Source organism: Thermococcus coalescens (assembly GCF_055392585.1).
Genome location: NZ_AP043764.1, coordinates 1,974,478 through 2,000,329, shown reverse-complemented (window position 1 = coordinate 2,000,329; position 25,852 = coordinate 1,974,478). Strand labels below are relative to the sequence as shown.

The following is a 25,852-nucleotide window of genomic DNA, read 5'->3' as shown; positions in this document are numbered from 1 at the left end:
CCAGCCTCCAAAGAGTAGTTAACTAATCACCAAAAGGAAAAGGTGATATAAAGATGTTACGGTGTTAGTCTTCTCCTGTCCCTTGGGAACAGGATGACTTCCCTGATGTTGTTGAGGTCGAGCATCTGTTTTATCAGCCTCTCCGCACCGAGACCGAAACCGCCGTGCGGGGGCATTCCGTAGCGGAAGGCCTTGAGGTAGAACTCGAAGCTGGCCGGGTTGAGTCCCTTCTCCCTGATCTGCTCGATGAGGACGTCAACCCTGTGCTCCCTCTGGCCGCCCGAGGTTATCTCTATTCCCCTGTACTCAAGGTCAAAGGAGCGGCTGATCTCGGGCCTGTTCTCATATTTCATTATGTAGAACGGCTTTGCCCCGCTGGGGTACTGGTATATGAAGTATAGGGGCGCGTTTTCGTTTTCGAGCATGTACTTTCCGAGGAGCTTCTCCCCCTCGGTGTCTATGTCCTCGCCCCAGGGGATTTCCTTTCCGAGGTCGGCGAGTATCTCAAGGGCCCTGTCGTAGGTGACGCGTGGGAAGGGCAGCTTCGGTTCCTCAAGTTCGAATCCAAGGACATCAAGCTCCCTCCCGTTGTGCTCGCGGACGTATTCGATGGTGTGGGCAACGAGCCTCTCAAGGAGGCTCATGACCTCCTCCTCGTTTTCTATGAACGCCATCTCCGCATCGATGCTCCAGGCCTCGTTGAGGTGCCTGGTGGTGTTGTGCTCCTCGGCGCGGAAGATGGGGGCTATCTCGTAGACCCTGTCAAGGCCGGTGGCCATCATTATCTGCTTGTAGAGCTGAGGGCTCTGGGCGAGGAAGGCGTCCTTCTCGAAGTACTTCATCGGAAAGAGCTCGGTTCCGCCCTCTGTGGCTGTGGCGATTATCTTCGGGGTGTGAACCTCAACGAAACCCTCACCGTGGAAGAAATCCCTGACGGCCTTGAAGACGCTGGAACGTATCTTGAAAATCGCCATTACCTCGGGCCTTCTGACGTCCATGAAGCGGTTGTCGAGCCTCGTGTCGAGCTCTGCCTTCACCTTTCCAGTCGGGTCGAGCGGGAGCGGGCTCTCCGCCCTGCTGAGCACCTCAAGCTTTTCGGGCAGGATTTCAAAGCCCAGTTTTGCCTTCGGGGTAAAGTTCACCACGCCCTCAACTGCTATGACGTCCTCGGCGTTCAGCTTGGGTATGAGCTTGAACAGCTCCGGGTCGACCTTCTTTTTGGGGGCAGTGACCTGGACTATGCCGTCCCTGTCCCTTATCCAGAGGAACTTTATTCCACCGAGATCCTTGATTTCCCAGACCCATCCGGCAACCTTAACCTTCTGACCGTTCAGCTCTTCAGTAATCTGGCTTGAATAGTGCGTCCGGTACATCCCCAAAACCTCCATAAGGAAAAAGAGGTCAGATGAAGTTTATCTTAACATCCTCCCCTGCTATCTGGGAAAGTATGCTCTCAAGCACGTCACCCTTTTCGGGGAGCTTCCTTCTGTCCCTGTTGAGTACAAGAACCTTGTAGTAGGTTCCACCGCCGGGCTTGTAGACTATGTTAACTCCAAAGACCCCGGCGGGGTAGAGCAGGTCGGTGGCGAGCTTCTTAACGTCGTCGGTCCCCTTGACGTCAACGGCCTCAATAACGCGTATCCTCTTTCCAAGCTCCCTCATGAGGGCCTTTATGTTCTTACCGCCCTTCCCGATGGTTATCGGAACGTCGCCTTCCCCGACCATGATGACTATCAGGTCACCTGCCTCGACGGCCCTCTTAAACTCCACATCAGCGTCACCGATAAGCTGGTACAGGAGTCTCGCGACCTTAACATCCAGTTCGGATATAACCCCTTCCTGAAGTTTTTTCTCGTCGGCCGGGCACAGAATGTCGTCGGTCTTCAAACACACCTCACAGATTGGCGCCTTCATCTCCTCACCTCCCTTGCCTGAAGAATGAACTTAAAGGGCTAACCCTTAATTCTGAAAGTCATTTAAAAACCTTATTATGGGGGAAAGGACGGGAGGAAGTTCAGATTTCGCCCTCTATTTCACGCCTTATACGCTCGATGAATTCCTCGGTGAAGCGGTGCCTCTCCTCGGCCATCTTCTTCGCCGTTTCGGTGTACATCAGGTCTTTGAGCTTCAGTATCTTTTCCTCGAAGTGCCTCAGAGAGGCCTCAATGTCCCTGCCGTGCTCGCCCGAGTACATGAAGACTCTCGCAACACCTATCGCGCCGATAGCGTCAAGCTTGTCGGCGTCGCTGAGGATCTTGGCCTCCAAGGTTCTCGGCCCGGGGCCACGGGAAAAGCGATGGGCCTCTATTGCGTGGGCAACTGCCTCGATTTTATCCTCTGCGTAGCCAAGGCTCCGGAGGTACTGCCTCGCTATCCTCGCTCCCTCAAGGGCGTGATCCTTGACTTTTCCGGCGCTTTCCAGCGGCCTGGCAACGTCGTGGAGGAGCGCGGCAAGTGCCAGAACTTCCAGGTCGGCCCCCTCCTCCCGCCCAATGTGCATACAGAGGTTGAAGACCCTCTCGACGTGGCTGAAGCCGTGGGTTCCCTCCCGCTCAAAGAAGTGCCTGGCGTATTCCCTGGTTCTCTCGATTATACGGAGACTTTCCCCGTTGGTTATGAATTCACCGAGCCTCATTCCATCACCTTAGCGCTTCATCAACCAAGGCGTTTAAAAGTTCAACGATTCCCTCATGGACGTCGAGGCCTATTCCATCGACCGTTGGGGTTTGGGCTTTGGAGACCCCGTCTATGAGCCCGAGCTTTGACATTATCCTGACTATCGTCCTTTCGTCCCAGTCAGGGAGCAGTTTCCGGCCGAATTCCAGCGAGGCCTGAGCGACAAGCCCATAGGCTCCCCAGTTGGAAACTGCCGAAAGGATGAGCTCGTCTGTCTCGACGACGCTCGCTATCTTTTTTCCCAGGGGCACGTATTTTTCCACGAGTTCTCTGATTTTCCCCATGCCTGCCTCGTTCCCGCCGTCTCCTATCCCTATCGTGGGCACTCCGAGCCCCCTCGCCTTCAGAACCACCCAGTCAAAGGTCTCCCGGGCTATCTCAAGGCCGCCCATGGAGTAGTACTTCCCGTCCCTTGCCCTTCCGGGAGTCTCCACCGCTATAACGAGGGAATAGTTGTCTATCTCCGGTTCGTCCGTGAAGCTGAGGCGGAACGGCTCCAGGGCCTCCTTCACCTCAGGGTACGTTAGTATCTCCGCCCGCCCCCCCAGGGTCTCCACGGCCTTTGCTACGGCGAGCGCTCCCGGCGGGCCGTCGGTTTCCGCCCGCATCATGGGGGGTATGGGGAAGCCGGTTATGATCAGAACCCTCTCATAATTATCCAGAAACATTCTTGCAGAATTATGTAAAAAATTAAAGTTCTTCCTCCGGTAGTCGAGGTAGACCTCCAGCACTCCCCTGTTCCCGATATCGGTGTTTATTAGATGCGCTATCATATCTCATTCCTCGACCTCATAGACGACGATTTTAACCTTCTTGCCCTTCACAGCTTCCTTTAGCCTCCACCACAGTTCGGTCGGTTCTTCGCTCCTGTGGGTCAGCTCATGGCCGTTTTCAAGCTCAACCTTTTCCTCCCTATACCTGACAAACACGCCCTCCATGTCGAATATTTCCTTCATTCCCATCCCCCCAGTATCTTTCTCAGTTCATGGAGGGTTCTAATCTCGTAATCGGCCATGTTATAGCCCTCCTCCCCCTCCCGGTTTATCCACACGGCGGTCATCCCCACGTTTTTGGCACCGTAAACATCCTGGCCGAGGGAATCCCCCACCATAACCGCCTCTGAAGGCTCAACGCCGAGGCTCTCAACGGCGTAGAGGAATATCCTGGGTTCGGGCTTTATGGCGTTGACGTCGTCCCGGGTAACGACGACATCAAAGTAGTCCAGCAGTCCAGCGAGCCTGAGCTTCAGCCGCTGGTATTCCGGGCCGCTCGTTACAACACCGAGCTTGTATCCGCTCTCCTTGAGCCATTTTAGGGTCGGCAGGGTGTCAGGGTAAACATGAACCTTGTGGGGATATGCCCTCAGCAGCTCCTCATACTTCAGATCCAGGTCGAAGAGCCTGAAGAAGAAGTTCCAGTCGTGCCAGTCGTAAGTGTCCCGCCTTCCAAAGATCTCGTTCAGGAACTGTGCCCTAGCCTCGTCCCTGCTGATTCCAAACTTCCTGGAGAGCTTGTCATAAACCTGAGGAAGGAAGAGCTGAATGAGCGGCATTTCCGTTAGTATCGTCCCGTCTATATCAAAGAGAACCGCCTTCATTTTACCACCTCTTGACTAAGAGCGCCAGTATCTCGACCTCTCTGGTGAGGCTATCGTCCATCACGACGCCCCAGATAACGTCCTTCTCCGCCAGTATCTCCTGGAAGTTCCCGAGTATTCCATGGGCGTCTTTCAAGGGAAACTCCCTACCGACGAGGATTCCCACAAGCCCCCTGTCCCAGATGCCCCAGTGCCATCCAAAGTCAACCTCCCTGAGGAGGCGGAGGATTCCGACGTTGCCGCCGCGGATCATGTTGAACAGGTCGGCGTAGTCTATGTTGACGAGCATCTGAGTCTCAAGATAGTAGTATAGCCTGGAGAACATGGCGGCGATGTTTTTCGATGCCTCCTCAAACGCCGTTGACAGGGAGGCGTTCTCGTCCTCGAAGAAGTCCCATAGAGAATCATAGAACACCGTTTCAAACTCAGAGGCCCACGGGGGCTTTTTCTCAACGACGAGTTCCTTCCTGGGCGTCAGAACGTATGCGAGTTTTATCGTGTCATTGGGGACGCTGTCTATTATTATTTCCCTGAGCTCGTGGTTTATGTCCTTGTCATCGAAGACCAGCCAGAGGAAGGTGTTTTCGGGGAGGCTGGAGAAGAAGTTTCTGAGCCGCTCCTCGTATCTGCCGGAGTGGGGGAGAAGGTAGTACGCGGGATTCACGGTTACTTTGACCACACCGTCGGCAGTTATGCTGTTGACTATCCGCGCCCCCGTGTTCCCGATTCCAACAAAAAGATGGGTAAAAGACTGCATGGCGACCCCTTACTCAAGGGTCGCATGCTTCTTCTTCATATCCTTTTCGGTCTTCTGGAAGGTGGCCATGAGGAGGGCTATGATGCCGTCAAGGAATATCATCGTGGAGTCCTCGAAGAGGGTTCCCATCGGCGCTATCCACTTGTACTTGGTGAGCATCTGGCGTGCTATGTAGTCCGTCGGGATGTCGGTCTTGGCCCTTCCGGGTATCTCGACGACCACGTCGGCGAGCTTTCCTAGGGTCGAGTTGGCATAGGAGGTTATCGCGACCACCTTGCCCCCCTGCTTCCTGGCTATTTCAGCGGCATCGACGATGCTGTTGGTCTCGCCGGAACCGCTGATGGCTATGAGGAGGTCCCCCGGCTCGAAGGCTGGCGTTATGGTCTCGCCGACGACGTAAACGTTGAAGTCAAGGTGCATGAGCCTCATCGCGAAGGCCTTGCCCACGAGGCCGCTCCTTCCAGCGCCGTAGATGAATATCTTGTTCGCCCCAATCATGGCATCGACGAAGCCGCGAACCTGCTCTATCTTGAGCTTCTCCGCGACGTTGCCTATGTGGTCGACTATGTCGGTCATGGCCTTCCTTATCGTCATCATGTACTCTCCCCAGAAGAGGTCGATTATCTTCCTGGTGACTTCCTCGGGGTTTTCGGCCTTGGTTATGGCACCCCCGACTATGATGATGGTGGCGCCCAGCTCAATGACTTTCGGAATCGTCTCAAGGTTCAGTCCGCCCGCGACCGCAACCGGAACGCTGACGGCTTTGACGACCTTTTCGAGGTCTTCCAGCGGGCTTTTGCCCTGAACCTGTTCGTCTATGCCCGTGTGGACGAGGATGTAGTGAACGCCCATCTTTTCGAGTTCCTTGGCCCTTTTGACCTTGTCCTTAACGCCTATTAGATCAACCATGACCCTGATTCCATAGCGTCTTGCAACCTCGACGGCGTCCTTTATCGTCTTGTCATCGGCGACACCGAGAATAGAAACGACATCGGCACCGTGTCTTGCTGCCATCTCAACCTCCAGAGCCCCCGTGTCCATGGTCTTAAGGTCGGCGACGATCTTCCTGTCCGGGAAGCGTCTCTTGAGAAGCTCAACCGCGCGCATGCCCTCCTTCTTGATGAGCGGTGTTCCGACCTCCAGCCAGTGGGCGCCGCCACGGGCAGCCTTCTCCGCGATAGAAATGGCCTGTTCAATGTCAGTCAAGTCAAGAGCGACCTGAAGTATCATCCCCTCGCCTCCAAGGAGTTTTCGTTTTAATCTTATGGGGCTACTTTTTAAACTTTGGCGTCAAAATTTAACAAAATTATGTCAAGCATTTCCACCAAGGTTTAAAAAGTGAAGCGGCAACTCCCGATGGGTGGAATCAATGGTAACCTTCATCCCCTTCGGCGAGAAACCCAACAGGGACGGTGTTCTCTACGTTCTGCAGCTTCTCAGGAGGAACAAGCTTCTTGAAGACTACATGATAGTCGAGTCCAGTAGGGTTGAGCTCCTCTCCGAGCGCATACCCCTGGACAACGCCTACATAGTGGGGGAACATCTAGCAACGTACGGGATAATCGAAAAACTCCAGCCGGCATCCCTGCTGAGCGTCGATGCACACACGGATTTGATGCACGACTACCTCGACCACGGTTCGTGGCTGGCTTACGCCCTGGAGGAGCGCAGGGTAAACCGGGCCGCAGTTCTCGCACCTGTTCTCATGATACCGACCACCGAAAGAACCCAGCTCTGGACCAGAAGGGTCAAAATATTCCCGGCTCTGCTTAGGAGCAGGAAAGTCCGCGGGAAGTGGAGGGCCTACCCCAACCTCCAGACCAACTCCCTCGATGAGGTGATCGCGGAGACGAAGAAGTACCTGGGGGAGGAGATATACCTGACCGTTGACCTTGACGTTCTCCGCCCGGAGTACCGGATAGCCCGCTTCCAGCACGGCGAGCTTACACTCGATGAACTCCTTGAGGTTCTGGAGGGCATAAAAAAGAACTTCAAGATAATAGCCTTCGACATAGCCGAGGTCTCGGATAAAATCCGCCGCTCACGGCTGGGTAAAAAGGCCTTCGTCGAGGTGTTCCAGCTCCTGACGGGGTGATTCGATGGCGCTCAAGGGCCCAACCGAGGAGGAGATGAGAACCGTCCTCATGCCCCTTATGCTGTCGGGGGCGAAGATGCTCGACAGGCACTGCCCCAAGTGCGGCTCACCTCTCTTCGAGAAGGACGGCAGGGTTTTCTGTCCGATATGCGAGCACAGGAAGAGACAGAGAGGGGCCGAGATGAAAGGTGTTGAGGAGCGTCTCCTGGAGAAGCTGAACGAGCTGGCAAACTCCCTCCCGGATGGGATAGACGAGCTTGAGAAACACTTAAGGGCAATGGAGAAGATAATAGAACTGTTGGAAAGATACCGGAAACTGGAGGGAGGAGAATGAAGAACGTTAGGGTTTTTAAGGCTCTGGAGGATGGTCCCAAGACCATCGAGGAGATAGTTGAAATCACTAAGCTTCCCGCGATGGAAGTGCGGCGCTACCTTCTCCGCTTTGTCGAGCAGGGCAAGGTCGAGAGCTACCAGAAGGAAGGGAAGCTCTTCTGGAAGATTAAAGAGACCAGCGAGGCCGAGGAAGAGTTCAAGTACGTCTGAACCCTTTCTTTTCTCCATGTACCGAAGAAACGCGGATGATCAAACGAAAGGAAAGAAAGGGGCATCAGGCCTTCTTGGCCTTCTCCCAGTACTCGTTGAACTTGCCCTCAAAGAGCGCCTTAACGCGGAAGTCCTTGATCCATATCTGGGTCTCGTAGTTGAAGTACCTTGCTGCCATGTCCTCAAGGGCGAAGAAGACCTCGTCGTCGCAGATGAGCATCGGGAGCTCAAGCTTGTCGATGACCTTGAGCTCAAGCTTGCCGGCCTTGTAGTAGTCGAGTATCTTGGAAGCGCTGAGCCTGTGGTAGACGTTCTCGGTGACGATTATCTTGGCCTTGGCGCCGCTGTCGATGGCCTTTATGATGTCGCTCTCAAGGTTGATGGCGATGTAGCCGTCGTCGGCGAGGAGTATCTGCTCCTTGACCTCCTCGAACATCTCCTTGGTCTTGAGGGTGGCGTTCCTGATTCCGCGGACGACCCAGACCTTCTCAACGCCGTACTTGGGAATCTCGGTCTCGATGAGCGGGCTCATGAGCTCAAGGAGCTCTTCCTTCGCCTTCTTCTTGACCTCAAGCTCCTCGGCAACGCGCTCCTGCCACTCCTCAATGAACTTCTCAAGGATGTTCTGCGGGTGAACCGGCCTGTACTTGTTGACCTTGCCCGGCTGGCTGATGGCAAAGCCCTTCTTCTTGACCTTGCCCGGCTGGCTGATGGCAAAGCCCTTCTTCTCAAGGCTCCTGAGGACGTCGTAGGTTCTCGGAGCCGGAACCTCGGAGACGCTGGCCAGCTCCGCCGGAGTGAGGACGCCAAAACCGACTAATGCCACATACGCCCTGGCCTCGTAGAGGTTCAACTCAAAGTGCTCCTGAAGGAGCTCAACCATCCTGTCCTTAACCATTCTTACCACCACCCAATTTTCTATTTTTTGTTTGGATTTCATCCCATATAAATTTTTTCCATAGGTCGTTAGTGTCCCTGGTTATGCTTCGAAGATTATTCAAAGATGACTTCGCTGGATATTATTGCCGTTGCATGGGTATACAAAGGTATTACCACTAGATAAATTTTAAAATTTTTGGTTTTACTGGGAAGCAAAATTTATAGCGGTCACTGGGGCACTAAATGAACGGCGAATAATAAACAAACGGAACCTATCGTGATGCCATTATGGAATTTTCAACAAATCAAGTATTATTCAACCCATTAAATAGACATAATTTAAAGTTAGCACCAAATGATGGGAAACAGTGTGAAAAGTGAACCTCATGCCAGGTACTCCCTTATCTCCTCGTGGAGTTTCCTGAGAACCTCCTGATAGTCAATCTTATTCTCCTCGATCCTGTCCATTAGCTCCTCAAGCTCCCGGGTCTTCTCCTCACTCACCAGTTCTTTATATTTACTTATGAGATAGTGGTAGACCTTGATGCCCTGCTCGGTGGGCACCAGCTTCTTCCTTCCACGGGTCTCGATGACGTAGTAGCGCTGGAGCAGGGTCTGGACGATCTTGGCATAGGTTGAGGGCCTCCCTATCTTGCGCTCCTTCATCAGGGCGATTATGTCTCCCTGAGTGTAGAGGGAAACCTTCGGCGCCTTCCACTTCTTGGACTCCACGACCCTCAGCTTCGCTCCCTTCTCAAGCCGCGGGAGCTGTCTGAAGGGCGGGCTCCTCAGTTTGGTCCACCCGTCCTCAATTACCTCAACGTAGCCCTCTATCTCGGTTTTTCCAACGCCCGCGTTAACAACGGCTTTTTCATGGAGTATCTTCGCCGCCTTCATCTGGCTCGTCATAAAGCGCCTGAATATCATGTCGTAGAGCCGGTAGTGGTTCCGGGTGAGGTTCTTGGGGAGCTGGATAATACCATCGCGGATGAGCTGCATGAGCCTGCCAGTATCTATCGGCCGGGTTGGTCTTATGGCCTCGTGGGTTCCCTCCTCGCCCCAGGGCCTCGGCCTGAAGTACTCCCCGCCGACCTCCTGGGTGATGTACTCCTTTGCTATCTCTATTCCGGTGCTGCTGACATGGGTGCTGTCGGAACGGTGGTAGGTGATCAGTCCGAGCTCGAACAGATCCTGCGCCAGCCTCATGGTCTCGGGTGCTGAGAGCTTGAGGAAGGTCGAGGCGTCCTTCAGCATGGCGTCGGTCGTGTAGGGCGGCATCGGGTTGAGCTCGCGCTCTTCAAGATAAACGTCCTCGACAGTAACATATTCGGGCGGTTCAACGTTTTTACCGTCCTTTCCCAGTTCCACGGTTATCTGGAGGTCGTTCTCCAGCTTCAGGCCCATGAAGTAGGTCTCGCTCTCGGTGAACTCCTTGTACCTCTCAATCACCCATCCCAGAACCGGCGTCTGAACTCTCCCGGCGGATAGGTTGCGGTTCTCAAAGACGCGCTGAAGCTCCTGACTCAGCTCGAAGCCTATCCATCTGTCCTCTATGCGCCTGACGAGCTGGGCGTTAACGCGGCCCTCGCTGACGTCCCTTGCCTCCTGGATGGCGCGCATTATTGCCGGCCTCGTGACCTCGTGGAACTCTATGCGTTTGATGTTCGGCGTGTACGGGCTGAGCACGTTCCTTATATCCCAGGCTATCTTTTCACCCTCCGTATCCGGGTCCGTCGCTATGAGTATCTCGTCGACCTCCTGGGCTATCTCGCGCATCGCCTTAACGTTCTGAAGGGCGTCGCGGACGTTGGTAGAGCCACAGCGCGGACATACGCCCCTCTCCTCCCAGTCAACGAACTGATGACCGCAGTCGCGGCAGCGCTTTATGGTGTCGTAGATGGGGATGAACCTCAGCATGCCGTCTTTCTCGTCAACCAGAACGCCGTGGTAGCCCTCGTTCGTCACGAGGTCGAACATGTGCCCGCCGCTCGCAAGGATGGTCAGCATCATATTTCCTATGCTGACCTCATAGGCAACTAAATCCCCTATCCTCGTCTTGCTGGGCTGGCCGAAGAAGTTGGCTATCGTCCTGGCCTTGTTCGGGCTCTCAACTATCATTAGGGCGGATTTGACCAGGTCTTTGACCTTGGCGCTTATCTTGCCCTCCATAACGAGGCGTACCTTTTCCCTATCCTCATCTATCTGCCTCAGAACCTCGTCGATGTCCAGCTCCTCAAAGGGCACCATCTTGAACTCGGTGAAGCGCCAGCGCATCTGCCTGAGGAGACCGTTGAAGACCTTCTCGTTGTCAACTATTAGCACGCTCAGTCCCTTGGTGATTCCGCCGGCGAAGAGCCTGCTCGTCCTTCCCGTTGCCTGGATGTACGTCCTGACGTCGGGAATCTCGATGTACCACTTACCCTCCTCTTCCTTCAGGCTGATGAACGGATCCTCCGCGAGCCTCCTGAGAACCTCCTCGTCCCTGAGAACCCGCCTAAGGAACTCGACCAGCTCGCGGAAAACGCCGAGGACGTGGTTGTGGAAGCCGTTCTCTATCGGAAGCCCCTCAGCTAAGGCCTCCTCTATCTTGAGGAGCTCGAACTGCGGAATGTTTCTTATGAGCCTCCTCAGCCTCGCGTGCATCTTTTCGGCCTGCTTCCTGTCCTCATCGCTCAGGAACTCCATTACCTCGCTGAGCAGACCGAGGGCACGGTAGATGGTCGGCCTTTCAAGGTCTACCGAAAAGCGGAACTTAGGAACGCCGGTAAAGACCGCGTAGCGGATTAGGTGGGGCATGTCAAGCCCCCTGACCAGGGAACCGTAGTAGGTGGCCGAGCCTATGAGGTAATCGGCCTCGCCGTTTTCGAACTTCTCAATGGACTTCCTGTTTCTTGAGCTCACCATCTCCACGGCAAAGCCCCTCTCGCGGAGATAGCTGGCCAGCTCCTCGGCGTAGGTCAGGCCCTGATCAATCGGCGTGAATATTATGCCGCCCTTTCCGAGCCTCTTAAGGAGTTCCTCAACGTGCTCCTTGATGTCCCTGCTCGGTTTTAGGTAGCTGTCAACGACGTTCCTGAGGGCACTTCTTCCGCTTCCAACCTCGAAGCCGAGCAGCTCACGGTAGAGCTTTATCCTGTCGCCCCTCGCCGAGCCGGTGGCGGAGGCGATTATCATTATCCCGACGCCGTTTTTGGCCTTGAACTCCTCGATTTCGCGCTGGATCTTTCCTATGCTGCCGTTCAGCTCCTTGAGCCTTTCCTCCCTGTCCTGAGCGCGGCCGTTCAGGTACTTTGACATCTGCTTTTTCAGGCGGATTATCTCCCACGCCTTTTCTATTATCTCCTCGGTAAAGCCGAGGAGGAGAAGGGAGCGGTCTATGTTCTTGCTGGCCTTGAGGAACGCATCGACATCGTCAACGAAGATGAAGTCGAAACGCCTTCCCCTGAGGACGTCATCAAACTTCCTGGCGAGCCACTGGGCACTGGTAACGAGAATGTCGTAGTCCCCGCTTTGGATTTTGGCCAGCATCTCCTCCCTTTCCTTCTTCCGGAGGTTGCCGTGGTAGTAGGCAAGGTTTATCTCAACACCAGCTCTCTCGGCTATCGCCTGGAGCTTTTTGACGGTCTGAATCACCAGCGGGGTTGTGGGCACGACTATGTAGCTCTTCCTTCCCCTTGTGGCATGCCATACGGCCATGAACGCCCCGAAGGTGCTCTTGCCCATTCCGGTGGGGGCTATGATCGAGAAGCTCCTGCCCTTTAGGAGTCTCTTGACCCAGGTTCTCTGCGCGCTCCAGAATGTGAAGCCGGTGGCTTTCTCAAAGAAGGCCTCGATTTCTCTAAGGCCCTTCTCAAGGCCGTATATCCTCTCCCACTCCTTGAGGGTACCCCTGAGCTGGAGGGCGTTTCTAACCGCCGTGACGAGGTCAAAATAAGAGTCAGCGTGGACGGTTTCACCAAGGCACTCACTGCACGGATTTTTGATGTACAGCCTTTCATCGGAGATTTTACCGAGGCAGTTCGGGCACATCTCGCGATAGATCGCCTTCATTTTCTCACCCTCTAAGTTCCTATTTGGTGTTAGGGGGATTTATAAGGGTTTTTAGATGGTCGCCTCAAGCTCCCTGAGCTCGTCCTCAAGCCTCGCCGAAAGCTCGTAGTCGCTGAAGACGTGCCTGTATTCCGCAAGGGTTTCCTCAAGGACATGGAGCGCCTCCGTTTTGCCCGTCATCCTGACGAGCTTCAGAGCCCTCCTGAAGAGTCTGGCGACCTCACTGCCACTTTCATCCGTACTGAGGGAGAACCTCAGCTCCTTGAGGGTGACGTCAAGCGCCAGCTCCGGAACCTCTGCCATGAACTCCATAGCCGTCGCCTCTGGAAAGAGCTCCGTGTGCTTATCGAAGCTCTCGAAGTAGAAGCCGCCCTCATGGGCTTTCATGACCGCAGCCACGTGCTTGCAGTCGCCACCGAGGGGGCATGTACAGCGGTTCTCGCCCGTTGAGAGGTCAAGCTCGACGTAGTAGGGGTACGTACCAAGAACCTTGGAGAAGAGCTTGTCTCCATGTTTGACTACCCAGAGAACCTTTCCGGCCCTGTAATAGCGCTCCCCCTTCTTGAGGGTTTTCTCGTCCATGGCACTCACTTTAGGGGCTTTGGTCAGCCCCGCTTTAAGCCTTTCGACCGCAACCGTTTTATTCCCCGGTGAGTACTATATCCGGTGGTGACCATGGATGTTTTTGAGCTCGCGAGGCGCTATCACGATGAGCTCGGCATAAAGGAGCCGAGCATGGCCACTATGGCGGCGGAGTTCTTCGACGACCTCGGCCTCAAAATGGCGGAGTTCCTCCAGGGCGAGGGCTACGCGATACTGAACACAAAGTTCATAGACTACGACAAAAGCCTCGTTCTCGACGTGTCAAAGGGAGAAAAGAGGTTTGAGATAACGCTCCGGAAGAGCTAATAGCGGTTCTCGTAGTCAAAGACTATCTCCTTCTTTTCCCCGGGGTTAACCGTGACCTTGAACTCGACGTAGTTCCGGGTTTCGTCAATGGGCTCGATGCTCGAGCTGAGAATCCTGCCCCACTTGTAGTGCCTGACTATGACGGTCTTGGCGTCCTTTCCGAAGTTCTCAAGGGTGATCCTTACCTTGTAGTATGCATAGCGGTCGTCGTGCCTCTCATCAAGAACCACCGTGCTGCCCTTGAGGTCGTAGTCCCTGCCGATGCCTATTCTGAGAGTATCTCCCTCGGGAGTGTGCTCTATGGCCCTCTCGCCGATGAGGAGCGATCCGTCATCGGTCTCCTTGTATATCTCGACTATCCCCGCCGGAAGAACCTTCTCGGTTTTGAAGGATATTGACTCGTAGACAGCCCCCTCGCCGGAGTACGGCCAGCTCTCGTAGAGGTACTCCCGCTCGAAGGGAACCTCGAAGCTTATGTAGGGGTACATCATCGTGCTGGCCGGGTTGATGTCGGCCACACCGAGCCTGTAGAGGTAGAACGCCTCTATCTTCTCCGGCTGGCCGACGCTGACCTGGTCGGTTCCCTTCTCGGCCATCGCATAGAGAACCCTTGGCTGGGGGACGTTCTGGTAGAGCTGGACGTCACCGGCAACCAGGAGAACCTTCGCGTCCCTGAATCCCAGCGCGGTCGGGTTGTTGAGGACGATGTATCCGTAAAGCTTCGCGTTATCGCCAATGTAGAGCTTGTACCGGCTTTCCCAGCTCATATTGGGGACGCGGTAGATGATGCTCACGTTGTACTTTCCGGCCTTGTCGGCCTGCAGAACCGCGTAGACGCTCGCCCGCCCCTCGAGGTTCTTGGCTTTGAAGTAGGCCACCTCGCTCGGGTTTATGAGGTAGTAGCCATCTCCCTCTATCGCTATCTTCCCGTCCTTGAAGCCGAGGAACTTTCCGGCTATGCTCTCTCCGCTTCTCAGCCTGATCTCGACCTCGCTTCCAACGTTGGCGCTGTAAACGTCTCCGCCCTGGCCCCTGCTGAAGACCCCAAGAACCTGAACGTCCTCGTCGAGCGGCCTTATCGTCACCTCGGCTATGTTAAGGCCGGCCAGCTCCCCAAGGGGAACCTCGTTCATGCCCTCCTTGAGCTCCAGCTCCAGCGTTTTCTCAACCACACCCATCTTGGCGGAGTTATACAGCACGACGGTCGTTTCGGCGGCCGATGCCCTGCCGCCCTGGAAGGAAAAGACCGCCAGGATTATAACCAAAATCCCCCCAATGCCTGCGATAATTTTCCTCTTCATCCCTATCACCACTAATACATTGGACTTCGGAGTATTTATACCCCGGACATCGCTTCAAAGCTGTTAGAAACGAAAGAAACGATAGGTTGACGAATGGAAACCCTTTTAACTGCCCGGTCGGATTGGGAAATGTCAAGCTGATGAGGTGATTGGCATGGACAGGATTGAAAAGGCTAGGGCAATCATCGAGAAGGCCAAGGCCGAAAACAGGCCGCTCGTCGAGCCCGAGGCGAAGGAGATACTCAAGCTCTACGGCGTCCCAACCCCGGACTTCAAGGTCGCCACCAACGAGGAAGAGGCCGTAAAGTTCGCCAGGGAGATCGGCTACCCGGTCGTTATGAAGATCGTTTCTCCGCAGATCATCCACAAGAGCGACGCCGGTGGAGTTAAGGTCAACATCAAGAGCGATGACGAGGCCAGGCAGGCCTTCAGGACCATCATGGAGAACGCCAAGAACTACAAGCCCGACGCCGACCTCTGGGGCGTCATCGTCTACAAGATGCTCCCGCTCGGCAAGGAGGTCATCGTCGGTATGATCCGCGACCCGCAGTTCGGCCCGGCGATAATGTTTGGTCTCGGTGGAATCTTCGTCGAGATACTCAAGGACGTCAGCTTCCGCGTCGCCCCGATAACCAAGGATGAGGCCCTCGACATGATCAAGGAGATCAAGGCCTATCCGATCCTCGCCGGCGCGCGCGGTGAGAAGCCCGTGGACATCGAGGCCCTCGCCGAGATAATCACCAAGGTCGGGGAGCTCGCCCTTGAGCTTCCGGAGATCAAGGAGCTCGACATCAACCCCATCTTCGCCTACGAGGATTCAGCCGTTGCCGTCGACGCGAGGATGCTCCTCTGAGGGATTTTTCCCTTTCTCTCTTCTGCCTTTGTGAGTTTCATGTATAATCGCTTTATTATGCTGGTGGTTATACCTCGTTAATGCACTATATACGCATGGAGCCGGGGTATGTAGTCCTCCGGGGTAATAAGTTACTACTGCATCGTCATTGAAGTAGAACATGATGCTCATTTTGCTTCGTACTCTAGAGGTTAGAAAGCCTTATAAGGTTCAACAACGTACCTTTTTTGCCATACGCTACCGCGTAGTGGGGTGATAGGTTGAGGTTTGCAATAAGACTCCGCCCGGAGAATGAGCCGTTCAAGGTCCCCTTCAACCACCAGCACTACCTCCAGGGGCTGATCTACAGGAGGATTCAGCGCGTTGACCCCGACCTGAGCCTGAATCTCCATTCGCCGAAGGTGCCCAAGCTCTTCACGTTCTCGCTCTTCATGGCGGAAAAGCGGGACTTCGAAAAGGGAGGCCCATATTTTCTGGGATACAGGAGGGGCTTTTTCTACTTCTCAACGGCCGTTCCAGAGATAGCGGAGGCGTTCATCAGCGGCCTGCTCCAGAACCCGGAGGTCGAGCTGTGGGGCGAGAGGTTCGTGGTCGAGGAGGTCATATCCCTGGCCGAGCCGAAAAGGCTGAGCGGGGGGAAGTTCGTGACCCTTTCGCCTATAGCCGTCACCACCAAAAGGCTCCAGTTCGGAAAGCCGAGAACCTACGACCTTTCTCCAACCGAGCCGGAGTTCTACGGGCTGATCAAAGAGAACCTGCGGGAGAAGTTCATGCTCGTCCACGGCTCAAAGCCGCCGGAAGAGTTCGAGATGAAGGTACTCAACGCCAAGCCCAAGCGCTTCGAGGTCAAGCCTGGAATATTCCAGATCGCGTGGCACCTCGTGTTCAGGGTCTATGGAGATGATGAACTGATTAAGATGGGCTATCAAGCCGGCTTCGGGGAGAAGAACTCGATCGGCTTCGGGATGGTGAAGGTTGATGGAAGGAGGGCGAAGGTGAAAAGGCGCTGGAAGGGAGGTGAAAGAGATCGGGAGGGAGAAAAGGCTTGATGAGTTCTTAAGAAACATCCCCAGAAAGAAAGTCAAAACGGAGATTATCCAAGCTCAAAATTCAGGTGCTGAAGAAAAAGAATCCCTTTTCACTTGGACGGGACACCCATTCACTGACGCGGGCCTTGCTGCACTGTTGCTTTTGAGCGGAAAGGAGAAGCCAGAGGAACTAACTGAAGATGACATCCAAAGGGCAGTGGATTTTGCCTCGAAACTGTACGCCAGAAAAGAGTGGAGCTCGAAATACATACATGCAATGATTATGCCAAACAATGGCATAATCCTAGCAAATCCTGGGACAACAGGCCCAATAAGTAATGCCCTAAAAAAAGCGATTAAAGACGACAATGGTATTCCCTACAATACCAAAACGCTCTCAACATTACAAACGAAGATCCGCGAAAAATTTGATGAGAATCTCGCCAAAGACATCGTTTCCTTCCTAAGCTCACTGAATAATATAGAACATTCCGACTTGGAAGAGCTAACAAAGAAAGTAACCTCTTTAATTTTGGCCCAACCATTCGTGACAGAAGCGTTGGAAAGAAGAATAAAACGAAATCTGAATGAGTTAATCCAGGATTTCTTGAAGCCAAAACATGACAAAAAACAGAGCATCTCAGCTCCAGTATGCATAATATGTGGCAAACGCCCTGCATATCTGAAAAAAGAAAGGTACCGTTCAGTGTTTCCATTACTAGGAACTGGGGATGTCCCTAACTATTTTCCCTCGGGAAACAGTACAGGAGAATATATCTGCTCACACTGTCTGTTCCTCGCCCAGATGATGCCTCTGGCGGCATACCGCCTCTCAAGGGCTCTTATAATCCACGCACACCCCTACGAACTGATGCTGGAGTTCCACCGGGAAGCTATTAATGACATTAAGAAGAGTGAGCTTGCATCCACAGCGAGGGACTTCAAGCGGCCGGAAAACTTCCTGTTTGAAAAGCTCGTTGAGATAGGAACGAACCTTGAAATGGGCAAGCTCGAAAATGCCTCAATAACCCTCTACTACTTCGTTAACAACAATCAGGGGCAGGAAATAGAGCTTATATATGTCCCCAACCCAGTTCTTCGCTTCGTCGCCTTCGCGGCCAGAGTGGACAGAATGGGCTGGAAGAACATTGTCTCAATGGGCTGGAGAAGAGGGCCAAGTGAGGAGGAGTTTGAAGATTTCAAGAAACGCTATCCCAACAACGTCTACTCAAAGCTTCTTTCAGGGGAGAGCATACTCCCATACTTTATCGATACTAAAAACCGTCGCGCGAATGCAAGCTGGAAGCTCCTCGCATTTTACTGTTCGGAGGTGTTGGGTTTGGATAAAGAGGCCTTGGAGTTTATTAAAGGAGTTGCCGACAGAATTGTGGAAACTGTCGAGAAGCTACCAGATAATAAACTCTCAAGACGCATCAGGGAGCTGGAGAGGGCGGAGAAGCTCTACGAGTTCGAGGCGTTCTTCGTGAACCTTGAAAAGCTACGCCAAAGGTTGGGAGTTGAAAAACCCCTCTTAACCTTCGACGAGTTTGCAAGAATACTCACCAGCTACGGCGAAGACCTGAACGTCTCCTGGAAGACCGTCAAAAATCTTCTCCTTTTCCGCATCTATGAAAAGCTCCATGACAGGCTCATGAAGGCCTCCGCTGAGGAGGTTGAAGGGGCCGAAGAAGCCGAAGAGGAATTTGAGGAGGGTGGTGAAGAATGAGGTTCGCAACAGGACTGGTTTTGATAGACGCGCCGCACTCGGCGCTGAACATGCTTGGTATAGACGAAAGCCTCGCGGACAGGAACGTTACGAGGGTCAAAACCTTTAAGCGCGGTGGAAAGCGCTATCCCTACGTCTCCCCGCAGGCCTGGCGCTACTGGTGGCGCTCCACGCTGAAGGAGCACTTCAACTGGGAGCTTTCACCTCTCTACAGGGAGCAGAAACAGGTGTTTACGGCAGCAAACCCGCTCAAGTACCCCGACGATGACGTCTTCGGCTACATGAGGGCCTTCAAGAAGGGCGGCGTCAACGTGACGGTTACGAGGGTTTCCCCGCTGAAGAACACTCCACTGATTTCGGTTCTCCCTGACAGGAACTCCCTGACCGTTGATGAGGGCTATGCCTCAAGGCACGAGGGCGATCCAGTCCCGTATAGCCAGGAGTTCTACTCCACCGTCTTCAAGGGTGCGTTCTCCCTCGATCTTGACGCTGTTGGACGCTTCACCATAATAAGCAAGGCTGGCTTCAAGAACCTCCTCACGAGGGACGATCTGCCCAAGAAGAGGAACAAGAACAACGAAGAGATATTTCAAGAAGTCGAGGAAATGGAAAAGTTAGCTCAGGAACTTGGAGTACAAATGAGAGAGAAGGAGTGGATCATGCCGCCCGAGATAAGAAGGAAACGCGCAAGTGAAGTCATAAAAGCCCTCCGCCTCCTCTCGGGCGGGGCCAAGCAAACGCAGTATCATACTGATGTAACACCCAAGTTCGTGCTCCTCCTTAACATCGACGCAGGAATAAACCCCTTCATAAGCGACGTCATCTTCGAGGAGGCGGGAGAGATCAAGTTTGACGCAGAAGCCCTGGCAAAGAGGTTGAGAGACCTTAAGGATGTTATCCCAGAAGGAGCGAGGCTCTACATCGGCTATGATGAGGGCTTCGTTAAGTCCCTTGGCTGGGACATGGGAGATGTTCTCACAAAGCTTGAAGAGAGCGGTATTAAGGTCTTTGCTGGAACCGTGAAGGAAGCGATAGAGGGGTTCGTGAAGGAAATCAAGGCATACTACGGGTGAGCCCATGATACGGGTGAAACTGAGGGCCTGGACGGCATCCTTCCGCTTTCCAACTTTCCAATCAGGATACCAGCCAACCCTTCCAGTGCCGCCACCCTCAACGATCCAGGGAATACTCTCCGCGGTGAAGGGCGAACCCGTTTACCTGACTGAAATGCCCTACGTCGGCTACGTCTTCAAAAGCGGGGGCAAGGGAGTAGACCTTGAAAAAATCTACGCCCTTGGAAAGGTTGAGACGGACATCATGAAGCGCGAGTTCCACTACAACACGGAACTTTACCTCTATCTCCCAGATGAGTGGAAAGAACCCTTCGAAAGGCCCCGCTATCAGCTCCTCCTTGGTAGATCGAGCGACTTGGCCGTCGTGGAAGAGATAAGAAAGGTCGAGCTTGAGGAGAAAGAAGCACCCCTCGGGGGCACAGTGGCTCCCATCGAGCTCGGACTCCCTGGAATGGTTCATGCACTCGTCATTGAATACGACTACTCCACCGTTCCGAGAAGGGCAAAGTTCGTAAGGCCCTTTATCGTACTCCCGTTCCCAAGAACGAGGGCCGAAAGAATGAGGCAGAGAACCAAAGCGCTCTACGACCCAGAGCTCGATATAGGCGTTTGCCTGCATAGGTGGAGCGGATGAAGCTCTGCTATGCCAAATTCAACCCCCACCAGTTCCTAGAGTGCCACACGCTCGATGCAATCAACGTACTGAAGAGCATAAAGAACTCCTTCCCCTGGCTTGAGGAACTCTCGCCTGGCATTTTTGAGCTTTCATTTTATGCCGTCCTCCTCCACGATATTGGAAAGTGTGCCCGCGGCTTTCAAAAAAAGAAGAACAAGTGGGGCTACCGCCACGAGATACTCTCGGTCCCATTCGTACAGTTTCTGGACTTTCCGGAGAGGGAACGCAACCTCATAGCGCTGGCGATACTCACCCATCACAAGACTCTGGATGAGCTCGAAGGGATCCTCCCAGTTCGTATTGCCAACATAGGTCCCCTCGAGTTCGACGAGAAGCTTGAGGAACTCCTTGAGCGGGCCGAGTACATAGAGAGGATGTTTCTGCCGAGGGTCCCCAACATTGAGGCATACTACTTCGGAACAACCAAGCCACCGAAAAGGTTCCACTTACCGGAAGACTGGAAGGAGAGGCTCGGAGAATTCGATTTTCAGAAGTTAAAGGAGTGGTATGATGACCATCTTGAGGAGGAGAAGGAAACACTGACGTTTATGCGGGGTCTGTTAAACGCCTCAGACCACCTCGCCTCCGCGGGTGAAACCGGGATACTCCGCCTACCCGACATTGTGGAAAGGCTTGAGCTGAAAATTCCCCGAAAGAAACTCAGACCTCTCCAAGTCGCGGCTTCCAATTCCGAGGGGAACCTGCTCCTAAGGGCACCTACCGGGTATGGGAAGACCGAAGCGGCACTCCTATGGGCGAACAGAAACGCTTTTCGGAAGAAAGGGGAAATAACAAGCAGGATTTTTTACATCTTGCCATACAAGGCCAGCATAAACGCAATGCACCGGAGAATGATGGGGATATTCTCGGATCCCGCCATCATTGGGGTTCTCCACAGCTCAGCGACCTTTTATCTCTACGCATCTGCCCTCGAATACAAGAGGCTGAGCTCGCTTTACCATAAAATATACACCCCGCTAAAGGTTACCACTCCATTCCAGCTTATGAAGGCCTTCTTTGGGGTCGGCTTCCACGAGATGCTGAAAACGGAGCTCTCAGGATCGCTCCTCATATTCGATGAGATACACGCCTATGAGCCAAACGTCCTCGGAATAATCCTCGCGATGCTTGAAGAGCTTAAATCAATGGGAGCAAAGGCCATGGTGATGACGGCAACCCTACCGGACTTCCTTGAAGAACTTATTAAGAACACAGCCCCCTTTAAGGAACTCAAAGCCACCGCAGAAGAGTTAGATAAGTTCACCCGTCACAGAGTCCACGTTGTTGACGGAGACATGGCTTCCGTGAGGGAGCTAATCAAAGAGCTCAAGATATATGAGAAAGTTAGGGAAACTTCAAGACCTGCTCTGATAGCGTGCAACAGCGTGGACCGGGCGGTGAGCGTTTACAACGAGTTAAGCGAAGACTACAGGGTTCTGCTCCTCCACAGCAGGTTTACCTACGGCGACAGGGAAGCAAAGGAAAAGGCTCTCCTGGAACGGATGTCCGATTATGACTTCGTCGTTGCAACGCAGGTCGTGGAGGTCTCCCTTGACGTCAGCTTCTCGACGATACTGACGGAACCTGCTCCCTTGGACGCACTAATACAGCGCTTCGGGAGAGTGAACAGGCAGGGTTGGAGAGAAGGGAGGATCGAAGATGTCTACGTCCTGACCAAAGGTTCCGAGGCCGATAGGAAAATCTACAAGCCATACGAGATCGTTGAAGAGAGTGTGAAGATACTTCAGGAATCGGATGGGAAAGAACTAAGGGAATCGAAGATTTCAGAGCTTGTAAGTCAGGTTTATCTTCCAGTATCGAGCAAACTTGAGCGGGAAGTCGAAGACTACAGGGAGAGGGCCCTTGAAGTTTTCAGGAGCGTGAAGCCTATGATGAAAGGAGAAGACGAGCAGAGGTTCTACGAGATGTTCAATGGCCTCGAAGCGGTTCCAGGTGTTTACCAGGGAAGGGTAAGCGAACTGCTCGACAGGAAAATGGGTATGGAAGTGCACCGCTATCTCACTCCGATTCCAATGTGGCTCTACTACGCCGAGAGGGAGAACTTCCACAGGCTCTCTGATAAGAGGCCGGGAAGATACATCCTCGTTGCTGAGCTTGAGTACAACCCAGAAACCGGCCTTCTAAGAATTCCCGTAAAGGGAGGAGATATGCTTTGATTGATTACACCAAAAACTATAAAATCTACTACACTAAATACTGTTACAGGTGAAGGTGTAATGAAGCCGCCCTTCGTCTACGGGAGAAAGGTAGGCAGGGAGCACTTTGCGGACAGGGAAGAAGAGCTTGAAAAGCTCAAAATAGCCGTAATGAGCGGTCAGAACGTTATCATCTACTCACCGAGGCGCTATGGGAAGAGCTCCCTCGTGAGCATTGCCCTGGAGGAACTTGAGGAGAAAGTGTATCCGATAGAAGTTGACTGCTCGGGAGTCCTCACCAAGAAAGAGCTCGCCGAGAGAATAAGCTCGGCAGCGATAAGAACGTGGAAAGGCCGAGTGGAGGAGTTCCTGAGGAAGCTGTTTAAAACAACAACGCCCAGAATCACCATCGGGAAAAGACTCGGCGTGGAGTTCATTGTGGGGGAGGAAAACACCGCCTTCGAAGAGGCCCTGAAACTGCCAAAACGCCTCGCCGAGATCACGGGAAAGAGGGTCGTGGTCGTTTTCGATGAGTTCCAAGAGGTAGGCAACCTCGGAAAAGACGTCCTCCCGAAGATGCGCGCCGAGTTCCAGAAACATAAGGAAGTAACCTACGTCTTTGTGGGGAGCAAGCAGGGGATGATGCGCGAGATATTCCAGTCCCCTCGCAGTCCATTCTACAACTTTGGGATGCACATGATCCTCAGGAGAATCCCGGAGGAGAAGTTCAGGCCCTTCATAGAAAACAAATTCAGAGAGAGCGGGCTTGAGATTAACGACGGGCTAATAGAATCTGTGCTGGGGATAACCAAGGGACATCCCCACTACACGCAGATGCTGTGCTACCGGCTGTGGTTGAACGCCATCCTCTCGAAAAGGGGGCATATATCCAGAGAGGATCTGGATGAGGCCATTGAAGAGATACTCAACGAGACAGGGGAGTTTTTTGAGGAAATATGGGACTCCCTGACGATTAACCAGCGGAGGCTCCTCGTCGCGATAGCGCGGAATGAGAGCGACCTCTACTCAAGGGACTTTCTTAATCGGTACGGTTTTGAAAGAACTTCAACGGTTCAGGCGGCGTTGAAGGCCCTTAAAGAAAAGGAGCTGATAGTGCGGGAAAACGGAAGATATTTGATAGAAAATCCCCTCTTTGAGCTCTGGATACTTAGGGTAAGCGGGGGCTAGGGATGGAGGGATACCCCCTCGACCAACTCCTCATCCGCGGCACCGAGATCAACTATCTCCTCATCTGTCCAACTAAGCTCTGGTACTTCTCGAAGGGCATCACCATGGAGCAGGAGAGCGAGTGGGTTGACCTCGGTAAATTTCTCCACGAGAGGCGCTATGCCAGCGAGGAGAAGGAAGTTCAGCTCGGCAGCATAAAGATAGACTTCATCCGGAGAGGGGACACCATAGAAGTCCACGAGGTCAAGCTCGGAAAGGCGATGGAGAAGGCCCACGAGATGCAGGCGCTCTACTACCTCTACTATCTCAAACGACTCGGCGTTAAGGGGAAAGCTGTTCTCCACTACCCTACGCTCAACGAGACGAAGGAGATAACCCTGGACTGCAGGGAGAGGGAAGTAGAGGCGGCAATCCTGGAGGTTCAAAGGATAAAATCACTCCCCGCTCCACCCAATCCCGTGAAATCAAAGAAATGTAAGAAATGCGCCTACTACGAGCTGTGCTGGGTTTGAGGTGGTCGTATGGCCAGAAAGACGCTAAAGCTTGGAAGGAAGCTCACCCCTGAAGAAATTGAAAGGACAATAGAGGAAGCCACAGACGAAAGCATAGAGGACATCCTGACCTCCCCTAGGAATAAGTCAAAAGCCCCAGACAAGAGAGGTGGGCCAGAATGAGAAAGCGCTCCCTCACCCTCTTTTCCGACGGAAACCTCTTCCGGAGGGAGAACACGCTCTACTTTGAGAACGCACAGGGAAGGAAGCCGCTCGCCATTGAGGGTATCTACGACATCTACGTTTACGGCCACGTGAACATAAGCTCCCAGGCCCTCCATTTTCTGGCGCAGAAGGGGATAGCGGTTCACTTCTTCAACCACTACGGCCACTACGATGGCTCATTTTATCCGCGGGAGAAGCTCCACTCCGGAAACCTGGTCGTGGCGCAGGCCGGGCACTATCTCGACCAGGAAAAGCGGCTAAAGCTTGCGAAGCTGTTCGTCAGAGGCTCTGCCCTCAACATGGAGAAGAACCTGAAGCGCTGGAAGGTCGCCGAGGGATTTTCGGAGCTTCTGGACGAGTTCTTTGAAGAACTTGAGAATGCGAAAAAGGTAACCGACGTCATGAACGTTGAGGCGAGGATAAGGGTGGGATACTACTCGCGCTGGGACGATCATCTTCCAGGGGGCTTCAAAATAGTCAAACGCACGCGCAGACCGCCGGGGAACGAGATGAACGCGCTGATAAGCTTCCTCAATTCGAGGCTCTACGCCACCATCGTGAGCGAGCTCTACAACACCCAGCTGGTCCCGACGGTGAGCTACCTCCACGAGCCCGGTGAGAGGCGCTTCTCTTTAGCGCTAGACTTAAGCGAGATATTCAAGCCGATAATAGCCGACAGAATAGCGACGCGCCTCGTGAAGCAGGGGATAATCAAGAGGGAGCACTTCAGGGACGACCTGAACGGCGTCCTGCTGACGAAAGAGGGCATGAAAACCGTTCTTGAACACTACAACAAGGAGCTTGGCAAGAGCGTCAAACATCCTGGCCTTAAAAAGAACGTTACAAAGCAAAGGCTGATAAGGCTTGAGGCGTACAAGCTCATGCGGCACGTCCTTGGGATCAATGAATACGAGCCGCTGGTGGCGTGGTTTTAGCTAAACCAGAGGAATTACAAACTTTCTTTTTCCCTTCGTCTGTTTTCTAACGTAGCCCTTTTTCTCAAGACGTGAGACATACTCGCTCACGAGGGGTAGGGGATATGTGGTGTCGTTTATAAACTCAAGCCTGTTCCTCAGCTCGGTGATGTTGGCGGGTCTCCCTTTTTCTTTCATGTACCACTGTGCCACCTTCAAAATCTGGAGTTCGAGGGGTGTGAGCTGAACCTCGGGGCCTATAACTGGGAACTCTATAACGGCACCCTTCTCAGTCACATAGAACACCGACCTTATTGCCCTGGGGTTCTCGTTCCTGACGAGGACCGCCGCGTACAGAAGCTCGTAGCCCACTATTCTCCTTCCTCCTGTAATGTTTATTGCCGTCCCGGGCACAATAAGCTCCTTGAACTCCTCTATCCTCCCCTGAAACAGGTACGGTTCTTTAACATCCTTCACTGCAACAGGAATGTCGAGGCTTTCGAAGCCCCCCTCGCGGCATTTACGCTAGAGATTATCTTCCTGCGGTAGTCATCATCGGCATCTTCCCTTATGGAGTAAAGGACAACTGCGCTGCTGACCCTAAAGCCTCCCCTTTTGAGCCTCTCAGGCAGAATCAGCTCACCGTTTCGAAAGATGTGGTTTACGTGCTCCCCAACTGTGACAATGTACCTCACTTCATATCCCCTGCTGGGAG

Annotated in this window: 28 protein-coding genes; 14 read left to right on the top strand and 14 right to left on the bottom strand. The window is 53.5% G+C overall.

Features of this window, described 5'->3' with window-relative positions; all coding sequences use genetic code 11:
- Positions 1 to 56: 56 nt before the first annotated feature.
- The 8 genes from aspS to hxlAB all read right to left on the bottom strand — a co-directional run bounded on the left by aspS (position 57) and on the right by hxlAB (position 6,260).
- On the bottom strand, positions 57 to 1,373 hold the full coding sequence (gene aspS, locus ACZ5M3_RS11135) for an aspartate--tRNA(Asn) ligase (RefSeq protein WP_464839606.1): 1,317 nt from the start codon (positions 1,371 to 1,373) through the stop codon (positions 57 to 59).
- A 28-nt stretch (positions 1,374 to 1,401) separates the two neighbouring features.
- Positions 1,402 to 1,914: a KH domain-containing protein gene (locus ACZ5M3_RS11130; protein WP_464839605.1), complete on the bottom strand. Its 513-nt coding sequence runs from the start codon at positions 1,912 to 1,914 to the stop codon at positions 1,402 to 1,404.
- Between the two features lie 100 nt (positions 1,915 to 2,014).
- A complete protein-coding gene (locus ACZ5M3_RS11125) occupies positions 2,015 to 2,635 on the bottom strand; it encodes an HD domain-containing protein (RefSeq protein ID WP_464839604.1) in 621 nt (206 codons plus the stop codon).
- A 4-nt stretch (positions 2,636 to 2,639) separates the two neighbouring features.
- Positions 2,640 to 3,449, bottom strand: coding sequence for a DUF4392 domain-containing protein (locus ACZ5M3_RS11120; protein ID WP_464839603.1), 810 nt, complete (start codon positions 3,447 to 3,449; stop codon positions 2,640 to 2,642).
- A 3-nt stretch (positions 3,450 to 3,452) separates the two neighbouring features.
- Positions 3,453 to 3,632 carry a hypothetical protein gene (locus tag ACZ5M3_RS11115; protein WP_464840932.1) on the bottom strand — a complete coding sequence of 60 codons (180 nt, stop codon included), beginning with the start codon at positions 3,630 to 3,632 and terminating at the stop codon, positions 3,453 to 3,455.
- Positions 3,629 to 4,273: an HAD family hydrolase gene (locus ACZ5M3_RS11110; RefSeq protein ID WP_464839602.1), complete on the bottom strand. Its 645-nt coding sequence runs from the start codon at positions 4,271 to 4,273 to the stop codon at positions 3,629 to 3,631. The genes ACZ5M3_RS11115 and ACZ5M3_RS11110 overlap by 4 nt, the downstream gene beginning before the upstream one ends.
- A 1-nt stretch (position 4,274) precedes the next feature.
- Positions 4,275 to 5,030, bottom strand: a complete 756-nt coding sequence (locus tag ACZ5M3_RS11105; RefSeq protein WP_464839601.1) for a hypothetical protein — start codon at positions 5,028 to 5,030, stop codon at positions 4,275 to 4,277.
- 9 nt (positions 5,031 to 5,039) lie between these two features.
- A complete protein-coding gene (gene hxlAB / locus ACZ5M3_RS11100) occupies positions 5,040 to 6,260 on the bottom strand; it encodes a bifunctional 3-hexulose-6-phosphate synthase/6-phospho-3-hexuloisomerase (RefSeq protein WP_297091885.1) in 1,221 nt (406 codons plus the stop codon).
- 139 nt (positions 6,261 to 6,399) lie between these two features.
- Between hxlAB and ACZ5M3_RS11095 the strand changes: the two genes are divergently transcribed.
- Genes ACZ5M3_RS11095 through ACZ5M3_RS11085 form a run of 3 tightly spaced genes read left to right on the top strand, consistent with a single transcriptional unit; the run spans position 6,400 to position 7,668 of the window.
- A complete protein-coding gene (locus ACZ5M3_RS11095) occupies positions 6,400 to 7,125 on the top strand; it encodes an arginase family protein (RefSeq protein WP_464840931.1) in 726 nt (241 codons plus the stop codon).
- Positions 7,126 to 7,129: 4 nt separating this feature from the next.
- Positions 7,130 to 7,459 carry an Sjogren's syndrome/scleroderma autoantigen 1 family protein gene (locus ACZ5M3_RS11090; RefSeq protein ID WP_464839600.1) on the top strand — a complete coding sequence of 110 codons (330 nt, stop codon included), beginning with the start codon at positions 7,130 to 7,132 and terminating at the stop codon, positions 7,457 to 7,459.
- Positions 7,456 to 7,668, top strand: coding sequence for an ArsR family transcriptional regulator (locus ACZ5M3_RS11085; RefSeq protein ID WP_297091882.1), 213 nt, complete (start codon positions 7,456 to 7,458; stop codon positions 7,666 to 7,668). The genes ACZ5M3_RS11090 and ACZ5M3_RS11085 overlap by 4 nt, the downstream gene beginning before the upstream one ends.
- 64 nt (positions 7,669 to 7,732) lie before the next feature.
- Here the strand turns inward: ACZ5M3_RS11085 and ACZ5M3_RS11080 are convergent, their stop codons facing one another.
- The 3 genes from ACZ5M3_RS11080 to ACZ5M3_RS11070 form a co-directional block, all read right to left on the bottom strand.
- Positions 7,733 to 8,566 carry a helix-turn-helix domain-containing protein gene (locus ACZ5M3_RS11080; protein WP_464840930.1) on the bottom strand — a complete coding sequence of 278 codons (834 nt, stop codon included), beginning with the start codon at positions 8,564 to 8,566 and terminating at the stop codon, positions 7,733 to 7,735.
- Positions 8,567 to 8,931: 365 nt separating this feature from the next.
- Positions 8,932 to 12,597, bottom strand: coding sequence for a reverse gyrase (gene rgy / locus ACZ5M3_RS11075; RefSeq protein ID WP_464839599.1), 3,666 nt, complete (start codon positions 12,595 to 12,597; stop codon positions 8,932 to 8,934).
- Between the two features lie 51 nt (positions 12,598 to 12,648).
- Positions 12,649 to 13,179, bottom strand: a complete 531-nt coding sequence (locus ACZ5M3_RS11070; RefSeq protein ID WP_464840929.1) for an SWIM zinc finger family protein — start codon at positions 13,177 to 13,179, stop codon at positions 12,649 to 12,651.
- A 93-nt stretch (positions 13,180 to 13,272) separates the two neighbouring features.
- On the opposite strand from ACZ5M3_RS11070, the gene ACZ5M3_RS11065 reads away from it, so the two are divergent.
- The gene (locus ACZ5M3_RS11065; RefSeq protein WP_297092275.1) at positions 13,273 to 13,506 is read left to right on the top strand and encodes a hypothetical protein; all 234 of its coding nucleotides are present in this window, start codon (positions 13,273 to 13,275) and stop codon (positions 13,504 to 13,506) included.
- Here the strand turns inward: ACZ5M3_RS11065 and ACZ5M3_RS11060 are convergent.
- Positions 13,503 to 14,807: a DUF4139 domain-containing protein gene (locus ACZ5M3_RS11060; RefSeq protein ID WP_464839598.1), complete on the bottom strand. Its 1,305-nt coding sequence runs from the start codon at positions 14,805 to 14,807 to the stop codon at positions 13,503 to 13,505. The genes ACZ5M3_RS11065 and ACZ5M3_RS11060 overlap by 4 nt on opposite strands.
- A 154-nt stretch (positions 14,808 to 14,961) precedes the next feature.
- On the opposite strand from ACZ5M3_RS11060, the gene ACZ5M3_RS11055 reads away from it, so the two are divergent.
- From ACZ5M3_RS11055 to cas1b, 10 genes are all read left to right on the top strand, one after another.
- Entirely contained in the window at positions 14,962 to 15,660 is a 699-nt protein-coding gene (locus ACZ5M3_RS11055) for an acetate--CoA ligase family protein (protein WP_464839597.1), read from the top strand.
- Between the two features lie 260 nt (positions 15,661 to 15,920).
- Entirely contained in the window at positions 15,921 to 16,709 is a 789-nt protein-coding gene (cas6, locus tag ACZ5M3_RS11050; RefSeq protein ID WP_464839596.1) for a CRISPR-associated endoribonuclease Cas6, read from the top strand.
- Positions 16,678 to 18,414, top strand: a complete 1,737-nt coding sequence (gene cas8a1 / locus ACZ5M3_RS11045; RefSeq protein WP_464839595.1) for a type I-B CRISPR-associated protein Cas8b1/Cst1 — start codon at positions 16,678 to 16,680, stop codon at positions 18,412 to 18,414. Before cas6 ends, cas8a1 begins: the two co-directional genes overlap by 32 nt.
- Positions 18,411 to 19,487, top strand: a complete 1,077-nt coding sequence (cas7i, locus tag ACZ5M3_RS11040; RefSeq protein WP_464839594.1) for a type I-B CRISPR-associated protein Cas7/Cst2/DevR — start codon at positions 18,411 to 18,413, stop codon at positions 19,485 to 19,487. The genes cas8a1 and cas7i overlap by 4 nt, the downstream gene beginning before the upstream one ends.
- Before the next feature lie 4 nt (positions 19,488 to 19,491).
- The gene (gene cas5b, locus ACZ5M3_RS11035; RefSeq protein ID WP_464839593.1) at positions 19,492 to 20,121 is read left to right on the top strand and encodes a type I-B CRISPR-associated protein Cas5b; all 630 of its coding nucleotides are present in this window, start codon (positions 19,492 to 19,494) and stop codon (positions 20,119 to 20,121) included.
- Positions 20,118 to 22,340 carry a CRISPR-associated helicase Cas3' gene (cas3, locus tag ACZ5M3_RS11030; protein ID WP_464839592.1) on the top strand — a complete coding sequence of 741 codons (2,223 nt, stop codon included), beginning with the start codon at positions 20,118 to 20,120 and terminating at the stop codon, positions 22,338 to 22,340. The genes cas5b and cas3 overlap by 4 nt, the downstream gene beginning before the upstream one ends.
- Positions 22,341 to 22,400: 60 nt before the next feature.
- Entirely contained in the window at positions 22,401 to 23,507 is a 1,107-nt protein-coding gene (locus tag ACZ5M3_RS11025) for an AAA family ATPase (RefSeq protein WP_464839591.1), read from the top strand.
- A gap of 2 nt (positions 23,508 to 23,509) precedes the next feature.
- Positions 23,510 to 24,019, top strand: coding sequence for a CRISPR-associated protein Cas4 (gene cas4, locus ACZ5M3_RS11020; protein WP_464839590.1), 510 nt, complete (start codon positions 23,510 to 23,512; stop codon positions 24,017 to 24,019).
- A gap of 9 nt (positions 24,020 to 24,028) precedes the next feature.
- Positions 24,029 to 24,181, top strand: coding sequence for a hypothetical protein (locus ACZ5M3_RS11015; protein WP_464839589.1), 153 nt, complete (start codon positions 24,029 to 24,031; stop codon positions 24,179 to 24,181).
- A complete protein-coding gene (cas1b, locus tag ACZ5M3_RS11010) occupies positions 24,178 to 25,158 on the top strand; it encodes a type I-B CRISPR-associated endonuclease Cas1b (RefSeq protein WP_464839588.1) in 981 nt (326 codons plus the stop codon). The genes ACZ5M3_RS11015 and cas1b overlap by 4 nt, the downstream gene beginning before the upstream one ends.
- Here the strand turns inward: cas1b and ACZ5M3_RS11005 are convergent, their stop codons facing one another.
- Positions 25,159 to 25,614 carry a hypothetical protein gene (locus tag ACZ5M3_RS11005; protein ID WP_464839587.1) on the bottom strand — a complete coding sequence of 152 codons (456 nt, stop codon included), beginning with the start codon at positions 25,612 to 25,614 and terminating at the stop codon, positions 25,159 to 25,161.
- Entirely contained in the window at positions 25,611 to 25,832 is a 222-nt protein-coding gene (locus tag ACZ5M3_RS11000) for a hypothetical protein (protein ID WP_464839586.1), read from the bottom strand. Before ACZ5M3_RS11000 ends, ACZ5M3_RS11005 begins: the two co-directional genes overlap by 4 nt.
- Positions 25,833 to 25,852 lie beyond the last annotated feature (20 nt).